General features: G+C 44.1%; 13 protein-coding genes. 11 read left to right on the forward strand and 2 right to left on the reverse strand.

Annotated elements, in window-relative coordinates; genetic code table 11:
- The first annotated feature begins 445 nt into the window (after positions 1–445).
- Positions 446–916, forward strand: coding sequence for a hypothetical protein (locus FOR85_RS00520; protein ID WP_144296245.1), 471 nt, complete (start codon positions 446–448; stop codon positions 914–916).
- A gap of 250 nt (positions 917–1,166) precedes the next feature.
- Here FOR85_RS00520 and pdxA read toward each other — a convergent pair whose 3' ends face one another.
- A complete protein-coding gene (gene pdxA, locus FOR85_RS00525; RefSeq protein WP_144296246.1) occupies positions 1,167–2,258 on the reverse strand; it encodes a 4-hydroxythreonine-4-phosphate dehydrogenase PdxA in 1,092 nt (363 codons plus the stop codon).
- Between the two features lie 359 nt (positions 2,259–2,617).
- Here pdxA and dnaB point away from each other — a divergent pair, with 359 nt between their 5' ends.
- The 3 genes from dnaB (at position 2,618) to argF (ending at position 6,464) form a co-directional block, all read left to right on the forward strand.
- Positions 2,618–4,021, forward strand: coding sequence for a replicative DNA helicase (gene dnaB, locus FOR85_RS00530; protein WP_068405205.1), 1,404 nt, complete (start codon positions 2,618–2,620; stop codon positions 4,019–4,021).
- 187 nt (positions 4,022–4,208) lie between these two features.
- Complete coding sequence (gene alr, locus FOR85_RS00535) at positions 4,209–5,333, forward strand: alanine racemase (RefSeq protein WP_144296247.1); 1,125 nt, start codon at positions 4,209–4,211, stop codon at positions 5,331–5,333.
- Positions 5,334–5,540: 207 nt separating this feature from the next.
- Positions 5,541–6,464, forward strand: coding sequence for an ornithine carbamoyltransferase (gene argF / locus FOR85_RS00540; protein ID WP_144296248.1), 924 nt, complete (start codon positions 5,541–5,543; stop codon positions 6,462–6,464).
- A gap of 159 nt (positions 6,465–6,623) precedes the next feature.
- Here argF and rpiA read toward each other — a convergent pair whose 3' ends face one another.
- Entirely contained in the window at positions 6,624–7,283 is a 660-nt protein-coding gene (gene rpiA, locus FOR85_RS00545; protein ID WP_144296249.1) for a ribose-5-phosphate isomerase RpiA, read from the reverse strand.
- A gap of 361 nt (positions 7,284–7,644) precedes the next feature.
- Between rpiA and ilvA the strand changes: the two genes are divergently transcribed.
- The 7 genes from ilvA to ccoS all read left to right on the forward strand — a co-directional run bounded on the left by ilvA (position 7,645) and on the right by ccoS (position 13,498).
- Positions 7,645–9,198 carry a threonine ammonia-lyase, biosynthetic gene (gene ilvA / locus FOR85_RS00550; protein ID WP_068405198.1) on the forward strand — a complete coding sequence of 518 codons (1,554 nt, stop codon included), beginning with the start codon at positions 7,645–7,647 and terminating at the stop codon, positions 9,196–9,198.
- Positions 9,199–9,400: 202 nt separating this feature from the next.
- Positions 9,401–9,733 (forward strand): excalibur calcium-binding domain-containing protein, encoded by a 333-nt coding sequence (locus FOR85_RS12920; RefSeq protein WP_144296250.1) that lies wholly within the window; start codon positions 9,401–9,403, stop codon positions 9,731–9,733.
- 177 nt (positions 9,734–9,910) lie between these two features.
- Entirely contained in the window at positions 9,911–10,351 is a 441-nt protein-coding gene (locus FOR85_RS00560; RefSeq protein WP_144296251.1) for an RNA-binding S4 domain-containing protein, read from the forward strand.
- 191 nt (positions 10,352–10,542) lie between these two features.
- Positions 10,543–11,040, forward strand: a complete 498-nt coding sequence (locus FOR85_RS00565) for a low molecular weight protein-tyrosine-phosphatase (protein WP_102077558.1) — start codon at positions 10,543–10,545, stop codon at positions 11,038–11,040.
- Positions 11,041–11,183: 143 nt separating this feature from the next.
- Positions 11,184–12,332: a UDP-N-acetylmuramate dehydrogenase gene (gene murB / locus FOR85_RS00570; protein ID WP_144296252.1), complete on the forward strand. Its 1,149-nt coding sequence runs from the start codon at positions 11,184–11,186 to the stop codon at positions 12,330–12,332.
- Positions 12,322–13,098 (forward strand): YdcF family protein, encoded by a 777-nt coding sequence (locus FOR85_RS00575; RefSeq protein WP_144296253.1) that lies wholly within the window; start codon positions 12,322–12,324, stop codon positions 13,096–13,098. The genes murB and FOR85_RS00575 overlap by 11 nt, the downstream gene beginning before the upstream one ends.
- A 160-nt stretch (positions 13,099–13,258) precedes the next feature.
- Positions 13,259–13,498 (forward strand): cbb3-type cytochrome oxidase assembly protein CcoS, encoded by a 240-nt coding sequence (gene ccoS, locus FOR85_RS00580; RefSeq protein ID WP_144296254.1) that lies wholly within the window; start codon positions 13,259–13,261, stop codon positions 13,496–13,498.
- The last annotated feature ends 63 nt before the right edge of the window (positions 13,499–13,561 follow it).

A 13,561-nucleotide genomic window follows, 5' to 3' on the forward strand; every position in this document is an offset into this window, starting at 1 on the left:
CTATGGCAGCAATGTGCTGGATTTATATGCGCTTTTGTTTGCTGGCTTTGTAATACAAAATTATAGCACAGCTCATAATTACACTGTATTTTTGAGACATTATTATTAATAAACTACCCATACCTTATCACAACCGACACAGTGCCTTATTTTTGTTCTAAAATCCTTTATTATAACGACGATCATGAGAATAAGCATGGTACCCTAGTGAGGACTTGAACACTAGGCTGTGGGCTAGGAGTATCAAGGTTTAAAATCTCTGAATTGGTTGCAGTGTACTTCATGGTGTACTTACCATAAATATTCCATTAGTGATCGGTGCGCTATACAGGCATCGGAATACTAACCTTAGGTATAAATTTATACACCATGAAATTGATAGTATGAGTCGTTACGAACGTTATGTTAAATGGTTTTGACTAAATTATTCTGAGACGAAAATAATATGAAACAAGAAGAAATTAGAGAAAAAATGACCATTCTTATTGATAAGTTATTATCAAATACTTTAAGTGAGCAAGAAGATGACAAAGTTTTGGATGAAATCAGTCGAATTTCTCCATATCGATATTGGAGTGATTTAATTTTCTGGACTAACGACTACGTTGATGAGATTGATGGAAACCTTAAGTTAAAGCACGACGAGTTTTTTGATGAGGTATTTAACGGTTCTAAATTAAATGAAGAACAGGAAAAACAGAAAATCAAAGAACTTTTGGCACATTTAATAACAAATGATTTTTCAGGTTTGCCGATACAGTCTAGCATGGCTGTAAGCGCTGAAATTGATAGACTATCTCCTGATAAGAATTGGTGGGCAATCCTATATTCGAATACAGGCGTTTTGAATCCAGAGTTTATGGATAGAGAAGGTGATTTTAATTATGAACTGTTTGTTGAAAAGCTATTTGATTAGCATGAGTTTATTATTTGAGAGTATAGTTCCCATGTAGGGTGTCGAACCAGCGAAAGCACCTGATTGGTCATCCTAATGTATACCCCAAGGGAACCACTTATTTCACCCTTCAAACCTATTAACAGACCACTTATAACAGACTGGTATAACGGAACCACTTATATTAGACCGTGTTTGATGATTCATAAATAGCCGTTATTCACAACAAAGTTACCCAGTACTGCGTGACAAATGCCACTAGGGCACTAACTTATGCAAGAGGTCCATTAACAAGCGATTTATCTGCCATCTCATTGGCCATCAGGAGTGCTTGGTATAAGCTGGTCGCACTTGCGCCGCCGCGCCCTGCTAAATCAAGCGCCGTACCGTGATCAACTGAGGTACGAATATACGGCAACCCCAAGGTAAGATTGACTGTATCGCCAAAGCCGTGCGATTTGAGCACTGGTAAACCTTGGTCATGATACATAGCAATGACCGCGTCACAGTTGGCTAAATGTCTTGGGGTAAATAAGGTATCCGCTGGCATTGCTTCTGATATATCGACGCCTACGTCGATAAACTCACGCAATACGGGATTGATAATCTCAATCTCTTCAACGCCCAAATGACCGCCCTCACCTGCATGCGGATTAAGACCGCAAACCAAAATACGTGGCTGCGTTAAGCCGAACTTCTCGCGCATATCGTCAATGACAATTTGTACCGTTTGGCGTACATTATCAGCAGTGATAGCCGCAGGTATGTCTTTTAATGCTAAATGCGTGGTAACAAGCGCCACTTTCATGGCTTGATTGGCGAGCATCATCACGACTTTCTCACAGCCACTTTGCTGCATAAAAAACTCGGTATGACCGCTAAACATGGTGCCATCGAGCAGTTTAATATCAGCATCTATTAAGGCAGATTTTTGCAATGGCCCTGTGACGATGGCAGCGACTGTTTTATTAGTCGCTAACTGATGGGCGATGTCCAATTGTTTGGCAACCATGGCCGAATTGCGAGTATTAATTTTTCCGCAGACAACGGCTTCAGCACAAGGCGTATTTAACAAAATAAACGCATTATCATCATTGTCATCCTTAATTTGCTGTGACATCTGTTCTAAAAAGTCATCGGCTGCGATGTCTAAATCGACAGTTTGCCAAAGCGGACAGTTTTGGAGCACGCCTGCTGTTACCAGTATATCAGCGCGCTTTTGCATTGCGGCGCTATCAGCAGTGACCCAGATTGGACGCTTAAAATCCTGCAATTTACCCTCAGCTGCTAATAGCAGCACGATATCCATACCAATACCAGCAGGCTCACCGGTTGTGATTAATAATGGTAGTCTTTTTTGCATAGTAAAATATCCTATTTTGACATTAAGAATATGATTTTATTGTATTTATTATTATGAAAACGAGCGTTCAAGAGGTTTTAAGGGGACGCAAATTTTATATCATAGCAGATAGCATTTTTATAGATAGTTACTGATAGCAGCCGAAAAAACGCTAGAATGTGTTAAACTTTCGCCTTTCATTGTAGCATTTACCAGCAAGCGCTGAGACCACCTTTTGGTACTTCTCTCGTAGAGCTATGTCGCGCTTGCTTGACCGTATCACTCCTAAAATAAATACTGATAGCAAATAGCTATTTATACTCTTATATAATTAATTTTATACCGACTTTTGAAACTGACTTTTAAGACACTGGGCACCCATGGCAGACAACGAAAAAACCGACGACTTACTCAATCAGACACCGCCGCACAATATCGATATTGAAAAGGCCTTGCTGGCGTCTTTGATGAGCATCGAAGAGGCATACGATAAGATTGCAGATATCGTCACCAAAGACGATTTTTATGCGGGGCGTCACCAGTATATTTTTGATGCAATTGCGCATTTGGCAGCGGTCAACGAGCCTTACGATACGGTCATGGTGCATGATTGGTTGGAAGCACAGAAACTGCTTAAAGGTGCCGGCGGTGACAGCTATTTGGCCGATATTTTGAGCCAAAGTCCTGCCACTTTGTTTAACCTCACTGCTTATGCACAGCGCGTGCGTGAGCTGTCGACCTTACGTCAGCTCATTACCACGGGCAATGACATGCTGACCCTTGCCTATAATCCCAAAGACCAAACGGTAAGCGATATCTTGGACAATGTTGAGGCAAAAATATTTAGTATCAATGAGCAGCATAATAAACGCGCAGAGCAACGCGGTCCCGTTGGTATTACCTCAGTATTGACCAATGTCATTGATAAGATTCAAGAGTTAAAGTCTAATCCTGACGGCATGATAGGTTTACAAACGCCATTCGTCGAGCTAAATAACAAAACCCAAGGCTTACAAGCCGGCGATTTAATCATTGTAGCGGCGCGTCCGTCTATGGGTAAAACCACCTTTGCTATGAACTTAGCAGAAGGCGTTTTGTTTAATGAAGATTTGCCCGTGGTGGTATTTTCGATGGAAATGCCAGCGGAGTCCATCGTCATGCGTTTGCTGTCATCGTGGGGCGCGATTAATCAGACGCACTTGCGGTCTGGGCAAATGAACGAAGATGAATGGGCAAAAATGATGAACGCCATACAGCATTTGCAATCTAAGCATTTATATATCGATGACAGTACCGCCTTGCCGCCCTCAGAGCTGCGTTCGCGCTGTCGCCGTATCGCCAAAAATCATGATGGTAAACTTGGCGCTATCGTCGTCGATTACCTACAGCTAATGAAAGTACCGAGTCTTGATGGCAACCGCGTGGGAGAGATCTCGGAGATTTCTCGTAGTTTAAAAGCCTTGGCTCGTGAGCTTGAATGTCCGGTTATTGCGCTGTCGCAGCTTAACCGCAGTCTAGAAAACCGTCCTAATAAGCGTCCTATTATGTCGGATTTGCGTGAATCGGGGGCGATTGAGCAGGATGCCGATTTGATTATGTTTATTTATCGCGATGAGGTTTATAATGAAAACTCAGACCACAAAGGCGTGGCTGAAATCATCATCGGTAAACAGCGTAACGGCCCTATCGGCACCGTCCGCTTAGGCTTTGAAGGGCAATTTACCCGCTTTATTAACCTGACACCAGAATACTATCAAAACGTCAGCTTTGAGAATGATGAATAATCGGCTGACTAAACAATACATATAATAAGCTTTAACTTTAAAACGACTATGAATAAAACTAGCCAGTGCGTCATCAGCCAAATTGATGACGCACTGGCTTTATTGCTTTACCCCATTACTAATAACACCATTTGTTTAATGAAATCGTTTTACTAATAAAAATAACTTTGCTATAAAGAAGGCAATTATGCGCACTATCACAATCAAACCAGCCGCCATTACTCATAATGTGGCGCAAGTTAAAAAACTGGCACCGACGGCTAAAGTTCTTGCTATGGTCAAGGCCAATGCTTATGGTCATGGCGTCGCTGCTGTCTTACCAGCATTGCAACAAGGCGAGCAACAGGCTGATGGTATCGGCGTTGCAACTTTTATGGAAGCTTTAGAAGCCCGTCAATTAGGTTGGAATAAAACCATTGGTCTGATTGAAGGCGCATTTACCGCCGATGAATGGCAGCTAGCGATAGAGCATGATATCAGCTGCGTGATTCATCATGAGCCGCAATTAATATGGGCATTAGAAAAAACCCCACCGACTACCAGCGCCACTCGAGTGGTTTGGCTAAAATATAATACTGGCATGAACCGCTTAGGCTTTAATGACCAAACGCTGATTCCAGCAGCCAAACGTTTGCATAAAGCCGGTTTTCAGCTGATTTTAACCACTCACTTTGCCAATGCCGACGACTGCGCTCATCCTCTAAATGCCATTCAAATTCAGCGCTTTAACGACATGCTACAGACGTTACGAGAAACGGTGAACAGCGATGTAGAAGGCTCATTGTGCAACTCAGCAGGTATCGTCAATTTTCCCGAGCATCATCACGATTGGGTACGTCCGGGCATCATGCTTTACGGTAGTACGCCTGTCACTGATAAAAGTGCGCGTGATTTGGACTTACAGCCAGCAATGGAATTTAGCGCCCAAATCATCGCGCTACAAACAGTCAACGCAGGTGACGGCATTGGTTATGGCAGCCGCTGGACTGCGATGCAAGATACCAAAACAGCGTTAGTCAGCATCGGTTATGGTGACGGCTATCCACGCGTGGTGAGTGCTGATGCCTATGTTTGCGTCATTGATGAGACCAACAACCAAAGCTACCCATGTGCGGTCATCGGACGCGTAGCCATGGATATGATTGTCATTGACGTCAGCGCTGTGCCAAACAGCGTGGCGTTAAATAGTAAAGTATTACTGTGGGGTGACGCGCCGCACGTCGATGAAGTCGCCGCCCATGCTGAAACCATTAGCTATGAGCTGCTATGCCGCCTAAGCGCGCGCCCAACTCGAAACATAACAGAATCCTAATCGTTAGATATGAACATCATGACAGTTTGCCAGATAAAAGAGACAGCGCCAAATCATGGCAAATTGAACATTTACATTAAGCCCAATTGCGCTATACTAAAAGTTTGTTGTCACCACAGTATACGCACTGACGCGATATGATTACTGACTGACAACGTAACATTTTTATCGATTTTTCATCGATTGTGATCGACTGCTAGGATTACTATGAGTTTGCGCCATTTTTTGACCCTATCTGATTTAACCAAACAAGAACTAGAAAACCTCATCAAACGCGCTTGTGAATTACGCAAAATGCAACATGCCGGCGAGATATATCAGCCCTTCGTTGGGCGGACGCTTGGCATGATATTTGAGAAATCATCCACTCGCACACGTATCTCATTTGAGACGGGTATGGGACAGTTTGGCGGCAGCGCTATCTTTCTGTCGCCAAACGACACGCAGCTTGGGCGCGGTGAGCCGCTAGAAGATTCGGCGCGCGTTATCTCAAGCATGGTCGATATCATTATGATTCGTACCTTTGGCCACGAAAAAGTTGAAACCTTTGCCGAATACTCAAGTGTGCCGATTATTAATGCCCTGACTGACGAATTTCATCCGTGCCAGCTGCTTGCTGATATGCAAACGTATTATGAGCATCGCGGCAGTATCGAAAACAAAATCGTTACTTGGGTTGGCGATGGCAACAATATGTGCGCCTCCTACATGCAAGCGGCCAATCAGTTTGGCTTTGAGCTGCGTGTTGCTGCCCCTTATGGCTTCGAGCCTGATCCTGAACTGATGGAGCGCTTCTCACATTGCGTGAGCTTGGTCGAAGATGTGCAAGATGCAGCAAAAGATTCAAACTTAATCGTCACCGATGTCTGGGCGAGTATGGGACAAGAGTCTGAGCAAAATACTCGCGCACGCCGTTTTGCGCCCTATCAAGTTACGCCATCACTGCTTGATAAAGCTGACCCCGAAGTGGTATTTATGCATTGCTTACCTGCGCATCGCGGCGAAGAAATCTCTCACGATATGCTTGATGATCCACGCTCAGTGGTTTGGGACGAAGCTGAAAACCGATTACATGCGCAAAAAGCCTTGATGGAGTTTTTATTAAAAGACAAAATTAAGCTACCTGCCTAAAAATAGGTTGTTAAAAACATATCGTGATATTTTGCTAAACCAGCAAGCAGCAGATGAACAAATACGAAAAAGGCAGCGCATATTTTAATGCGCTGCCTTTTTATTGTTTATGACTTTATTTAGCGATAAGTTATAGCATTAAATTCTATCAATAATGCATTAACGCGTCAAAGTTGTCACCCCATCACTGCCCGCTCTAAGCAGCACATCGGCTTGATTGGCAGCAAAAATACCATTACAGACCACGCCAACGATATTATTTAACTCTTGTTCGAACGCCAATGGATTACTGACATCCAAATCATAGGTGTCTAAAATCACATTACCATAATCGGTGACAAAATCTTCACGATAAACCGGCTCACCGCCCAAACGGGCTAATTGCCTTGCTACATACGAGCGCGCTTGTGGCAGTACTTCTATCGGTACGGGAAATTCGCGCCCCAAGCATTGCACACTTTTGCTTTCATCAACCATACAGACAAACTTGTTGGAAGCCGCAGCGACGATTTTTTCACGTGTGAGCGCACCGCCACCCCCTTTAATCAATTGCAAATGTTCATTTACCTCGTCAGCGCCATCGATATAGACATCAAGCTGACCGGCAAAGTTTAAATCGATGATTTCGATACCCAAGGCGCGTAGTTTATCTTCGGTGACCTGTGAGCTTGCGACCGCGCCAGCAAGCCTTAACGTCGGCAATAACTCAATCAAACAATTTACCGTACTGCCTGTCCCTACGCCAAGTATCATGTCATCTTCGATATAGCGGAGGGCAGCTTTGGCTGCGGCTTGCTTTTGTGCTTGCTGATCACTCATCATAAATCCTTGGAAAAATAAACGTCTCACTCTAAAAGAGCTAAAATGATAAAGGAAGTAAAAGGCGCGCTTATTATAACCGATGGCTCTAAGCGATGTTAGCGTAAAACCTATTCTAAATACTCATTGAACCCTCTCATTACGCATACTTACTTTAATGTATTCATAAATGAGCATCTAAACTTTAATAAACTCTCGACGAAATTTGCAATTGTGTCTTGCAAGATAGTGAAAATCAGCATAGGCTAATCTATTTCGTTTTTGTGCTTATCTTTACTGGTTTATTGCTGTTTATTATTAAATACCAATTTATAACCATTTGCACTTCTTTTATTCATCTTCACTTTGTTTAGGAAACATTATGCTGTCACATTGGGTACGAGCCATCTTGCAAGCCACCGTCTATGACGTCGCCATTCAAACACCACTTGAAGCTGCACCGAAGCTGACCCAACGTTTTGCTAATGATATTCGATTTAAGCGCGAAGATTTGCAACCGGTTAAATCCTTTAAGTTGCGCGGTGCTTATAACCGTATTAGCCAATTGAGCGATGCGCAAAAAGCACGCGGCGTTATTTGTGCTTCGGCAGGTAATCATGCGCAAGGTGTTGCCTACTCTGCCCGTAAGCTTGACTTGAATAACATCATTGTGATGCCAACCACCACACCGGATATCAAAGTCGATGCGGTACGCGCGCTTGGCGGTAATGTCGATTTGCATGGCGACAGCTTTGATGAAGCCAACCGTTATGCGATTAATCGTGCTGAGACCGAGGGTTTAACCTTTATTCCGCCATATGATGATGAATTGGTGATTGCAGGGCAAGGCACTATTGGTCTGGAATTGACCCAGCAATGGCGCAACATGGATTATGTCTTCGTTGCCGTAGGCGGTGGCGGTTTGATTTCTGGTGTGGCAGCATTTTTAGGTGAAGTGGCGCCGCATGTCAAAGTCATCGCCGTCGAAGCGGAACAATCAGCTTCACTAAAAGCGGCGCTTGAAGCGAATGAACGCGTTAAACTCAAACAAGTTGGACTGTTTGTTGATGGTGTCGCCGTTGCTCAAATTGGCGAGCTGCCTTTTGATATCGTGCGTATGCAAAAGGGCGATGCATCAGGTCCTTTAGTCGAGACTGACGTGGTCACTTGTACCAATGATGAAGTCTGCGCGGCGGTGAAAGATATCTTTGAAGAAAACCGTAGTATCGTTGAGCCTGCTGGTGCTTTGTCCGTTGCAGGCATGAAAAAATATATTGAAGCCAACAATTTACAGGGCAAAAACTGCGTTGGTATCATCTGCGGTGCCAATATGAACTTTGATCGCTTGCGCTATATCGCCGAGCGTACGGAGATTGGTGAGAAAAAAGAAGCCATCTTTGGCGTGACCATCCCTGAACAAACGGGCGCGTTTTTAAACTTTTGCCGCAGCCTACATGGCCGTAATATCACCGAGTTTAATTATCGTGCCGATAGCAAAAAATCACCCGACTCTATGGAACCTGCGTCTATTTTTGTCGGTATCGCTCTAAAAGAAGGTGAGAAAGAGCGTCAAACGATTAGCAACCAATTGGCAGCCGATGGCTATGAAGCGCATGATTTAACCGATGATGACATCGCCAAATCTCATATTCGTCATTTGATTGGTGGTCATGCCCATGTCGAAAATGAGCAATTATTAAGCGTAGTATTCCCAGAACGTCCGGGCGCTTTATTGACCTTTTTAGAAAAATTGGGCGATGACTTTAATATTACCTTATTCCATTATCGCAACCACGGTGCCGCTGAAGGTCGCGTATTGGTTGGCTTACAAGCTTCTGAGGGCAACTCTCGCCAGCTACAAGACGCGCTTCTTGATATCGGCTATGACTGCACCATGCTCAATGACAATATTGGCTATCAATTGTTTTTAAAGTAATCACCATATAGTACAGCATAGGTAATCTTTCATTTATCAGGTCGGTCTTTTAGCGATTAAAAAGCTGGCTCTGATAAATGAATAATGATCACTTACTGACAGTATTTACTCATTTGCAGCGACTATTATTAGGTGATAAGCCGTGACTCAAAAGATACTGATGTTTATATTATTGCTAGTTTTAGGTCTCGTGGGTTATAAGATGCTGCAACCTAAAACCACAACTAGCAATCATGTTACGGCTGATACTTCAGTTCCTGCTTTTACCGCGGCTGATTTGGATGATATCCCGCCAACGTATGTGGATTTAGAGGCAAGTTCAACCTCAAGCTCAGTAGCAAATCCAGCTGTAACGTCACAGCTAGTACTAACAGCGCAATCAGCGGTAGCGCCAAGCTTTGCGTGTGATGGCAGGCGACATTGTTCTCAGATGACCTCATGCGCAGAAGCGACTTACTTTATACAGCACTGTCCTAATACAAAAATGGATGGTAATAATGACGGCATTCCTTGTGAAAAACAGTGGTGTCATTGATTTTTAAGTTCTAGACTTCCTATTTATGCAATACAAGACCGTCATAACAATGGTTAATTTATTTTACTTATTCACCATAAAAACCCATTTTGAAAAACTTTAATCACTTATTACTCTTTTAATTCCCAAAAAAAACCACCATTATTATCTTAGTTTATTGATATTTATGAGGTTTTGATGAGTAAACATAACAAAAACCACAATCAGCCAAGCCATAGCCAACCAGATACGGTACGTATGCGTCTTGATAAATGGTTATGGGCTGCGCGTTTTTATCGCACCCGCACTCTTGCCAAAGAAGCTATCGAAAGCGGTCGCGTCCATTATGCAGGGAGCCGTGTCAAAACCAGTAAAGAGATTACGGTCGGAGATGAACTCAGTATTCGCCAAGGCTCAGCCACCGCCATGACTGAAAAAACCGTGATTGTCGAAGCGCTAAGTGCCCAACGTGGTAATGCAACTGCCGCCCAAGCGCTGTATTCTGAGACTGAGGAAAGTGAAGAGCGCCGCGCCTACTATGCCGAACAGCGCAAACTGGCCAATCTTGCCCGCCCTGATAATAAACCCAATAAAAAAGAGCGTCGTGATCTACAACGCTTTAAAAACAAGCAAGAATAAAAGCTGCCAGTAACAGTAGTATTCTATTATTTATAGCCTAGCGTGACCCTATTGTTTACCTCTGCTCTTGCCATTCAATGTATTAACCGTTACGCTAGCCACCAATTCATTTATTCGATAACATGCTAAGCAACCGCATTATTATGCTGGTCTTGATGGCATGTTTTTTTGTTGTGATAAAAGGTCATTATATGCCAATAAAAGCGTCTACTCCTTCCTCTGTTCTAGTGGTTTGTTTGGGGAATATTTGCCGTTCACCGACCGCCGAAGAGATTTTCCGTCAGCAAGCAGCGATTGCAGGGCTGGCGATGAAAGTGGATTCAGCAGGTACGGGAGACTGGCATATTGGTCATGCGCCAGATGAGCGGGCACAGCGCCACGCCAAAGCCCATGGTTATAACATCAATAAGCTGGTCGCGCGTCAAGTGAGCGCTGATGATTTTCGTAAGTTTGATTTAATTTTGGCGATGGATGCGCAAAACTTAGCTGACCTACAAGCCATAAAAGACAGTATCAGCGATACAGATGGCAAGCTTGCCAAACTGGCATTGTTCAGTGAAGAAGACCCAACTTACGGCGGCGACGATGTACCAGACCCTTATCAAGGGGACGCCGATGCTTTCGAAGAAGTGATTGAACGTATTGAATCCAGTTCACAAGCTTGGATTGAAAGTTGGAAAACTGCTTAGTTTAATAGTTCTTAGCGCTAAATGTTTAACCACACTCAATAATAGTTAGCGATAAAGTGCTATATTTCTGCTACTTTTATGCCGCTCATCCTTTATAATAAACACCGCATGATTTTTTGTTTATTTGCCCTATAGGCTATGTTATGACCTCAGCTTTACGCCATAATTTCAGTGCTCAACCTGCGACATCAACCAATCTTGCAGTGAATATATCGCAGGATAATTTAGTCGATTTGTCGCATAGCAATACCATGGCATTAGCATCTATGGCGGATGTGGTCGTCACACTAACCGATGAGGCACAGCTTGATGCCTTTATGGCAGATTACGGAAAAGAGGGAGCATCTACTAAGCCATTGTTCGTGCTCTCGGGCGGCAGTAACGTTTTATTGCCTGCAAACCTAAATGCGATTGTCTTACGGCCACAGATGCGCGGTATTAGCGTGACAGCGCGGACAGACGGTTATGTCGATATCGAAGTAATGGCTGGTGAAAACTGGCACGACTTGGTCATGCATACGGTGGCTCAAGGCTGGTATGGTCTTGAAAATCTAGCACTGATACCGGGTTTGACTGGCGCGGCGCCGGTACAAAATATCGGCGCTTACGGTGTGCAGTTAGAAGACTGTCTAGAGTACGTGCGTGCTTATCATCTGCCAACCCAAACTTGGCACCAGCTAACAGCAGCAGACTGTGAGTTTGGCTACCGCGACAGCCTCTTTAAGCGTGCGCCCAATACTTGGCTGATTACGCGCGTTGGTTTTCGTCTGCATACCGATCCCAGCAAAATCCTTGCCAGCTACGGCGATGTGCAGACGGTTGCGCAGCGCTATGCCGAGCAGCGAGGACGCAGCCAGCCCAATCCTGCTGATGTCATGCAAGCGATTATAGATATTCGCCAGCAGAAGCTACCCGACCCCAAACAGCTACCCAATTGCGGCAGCTTTTTTCAAAATCCTATTATTCCTCAAGCGCAATTTATAGCGCTAAAAGCCATCCATCCTACCATCGTTGGCTATCCAATGCCCGATGCCATGGTTAAGGTGGCAGCTGGCTGGTTAATTGAACAGGCTGGTCTAAAGGGGCATGGTTTAGCGCCAATACTCACCCATCAGCAGCAAGCGTTAGTGTTGACTAATCATAACCCTTATCAAGCAACGCAAGCGGATGTGGCAAAAGCGCAGCAGCATATCGCTGACATTGTCTATGAGAAGTTTGCGATTGAATTGGCGCGCGAGCCGGTTTGGGTAAATGCTGACGGCTCTATTGGATTTGATGAGCATGTGGTCTAAGCGATCATGGTCCAAGCGCTTATGGCGCTCTTATTTACGTTCAGCTGAGCGTATGATAAAGCTGTTTCGTATTATTAATGCCACTTTTTTGCTTGGCTCAACGGCCGTTATTCTCGTTCTTATCAGTTTGTTTACCCCGCTATTTTCGCAAGCGGTGGTTTATCTCTTAGCATATTTACCCTTACCAAAGATGCCACCTGCCGCCATGAGTTCTCCACCGACCGCTTATGTGGTGTTGGGCGGCGGCTTGACCAATGACAATAACAATCAAACTATTCTCAATAGTTATAGCCTTAATCGCGCTCGTACAGCGGCAACCGCTTATCATGACTTGCCGCTACCTATCGTCCTTAGCGGCGCCGAAGCGCCTTGGCTTGGTCAATGGCTTATTGACCATGGAATTGACGGGCTTATTAGCGAAAACGCCAGTATGAATACCTGTGAAAATGCGCGTTTTACTGCCAAGCGCATTCCTCTGTATCATGTGTACCTTATCACCGACAGCTATCACATGGCGCGCGCGCGCAGACAGTTTGCTTTAAATGGCATTAATAGTACGCCAATTAACGCGCCCTTACCGGTGCGCCGTGATTGGATGGAGCCAGCGCAAAACTTAAGCCATTCGCGGCGGGCCGTTTATGAAGTTGCCGCTTACTTACGTGATGTCATTCGTCCGCAAGCAAACTGTCGCCAAGCAAATGATGTGACCTCGCAGCAACTATTAACACCAAGGGGTAATGTCGCTAAAAAACCTACTGAGCAATAGCCAGCTGGCATTTACTGTCTTAATTTTAATTTTAGTCTTAATATCATTAGATACCTATTACTGCCCCATTATTCATTGTCTTATTTTTGAACTTTATAGAACATTTATAACACTTGCAATAAGTGTATAATATAAGAAACTGCTATGAAAGAGGTTTGCCATGCTCAGTATATTTTTATTAATTCCTTTAAGTTTAATGCTGTTTGTGGTCGCCATCTGGGCAATACGCTATGCGGTTCGATCAAACCAATTTGAAGATTTAGATAATGCATCGCAGCGCATTATCTTGGATGATCGCCAAGAGCGTCGCCAAACCATTCAAGCCCATGAGCCTAACGAGAATACCCCTCAAGCACCGCAAACCAATGATCCAGCAGACTCTAACAAAACCGATGATTGAATGCTAACGATGCACTGCGTGCTGATATCGTCTTTATCATGAAAATAGCTATCAATAAAACTC

It is taken from the genome of Psychrobacter sp. YGAH215 (genome assembly GCF_007280595.1).
Lineage (GTDB): Bacteria > Pseudomonadota > Gammaproteobacteria > Pseudomonadales > Moraxellaceae > Psychrobacter > Psychrobacter faecalis.

Excerpts from the sequence above, each read along its gene's own strand:
- FOR85_RS00520 (WP_144296245.1), top strand. The coding sequence starts at position 446 with ATGAAACAAGAAGAAATTAGAGAAAAAATGACCATTCTTATTGATAAG.
- pdxA (WP_144296246.1), bottom strand. The coding sequence starts at position 2,258 with ATGCAAAAAAGACTACCATTATTAATCACAACCGGTGAGCCTGCTGGT.
- dnaB (WP_068405205.1), top strand. The coding sequence starts at position 2,618 with ATGGCAGACAACGAAAAAACCGACGACTTACTCAATCAGACACCGCCG.
- alr (WP_144296247.1), top strand. The coding sequence starts at position 4,209 with ATGCGCACTATCACAATCAAACCAGCCGCCATTACTCATAATGTGGCG.
- argF (WP_144296248.1), top strand. The coding sequence starts at position 5,541 with ATGAGTTTGCGCCATTTTTTGACCCTATCTGATTTAACCAAACAAGAA.
- rpiA (WP_144296249.1), bottom strand. The coding sequence starts at position 7,283 with ATGAGTGATCAGCAAGCACAAAAGCAAGCCGCAGCCAAAGCTGCCCTC.
- ilvA (WP_068405198.1), top strand. The coding sequence starts at position 7,645 with ATGCTGTCACATTGGGTACGAGCCATCTTGCAAGCCACCGTCTATGAC.
- FOR85_RS12920 (WP_144296250.1), top strand. The coding sequence starts at position 9,401 with ATGCTGCAACCTAAAACCACAACTAGCAATCATGTTACGGCTGATACT.
- FOR85_RS00560 (WP_144296251.1), top strand. The coding sequence starts at position 9,911 with ATGAGTAAACATAACAAAAACCACAATCAGCCAAGCCATAGCCAACCA.
- FOR85_RS00565 (WP_102077558.1), top strand. The coding sequence starts at position 10,543 with ATGCCAATAAAAGCGTCTACTCCTTCCTCTGTTCTAGTGGTTTGTTTG.
- murB (WP_144296252.1), top strand. The coding sequence starts at position 11,184 with ATGACCTCAGCTTTACGCCATAATTTCAGTGCTCAACCTGCGACATCA.
- FOR85_RS00575 (WP_144296253.1), top strand. The coding sequence starts at position 12,322 with ATGTGGTCTAAGCGATCATGGTCCAAGCGCTTATGGCGCTCTTATTTA.
- ccoS (WP_144296254.1), top strand. The coding sequence starts at position 13,259 with ATGCTCAGTATATTTTTATTAATTCCTTTAAGTTTAATGCTGTTTGTG.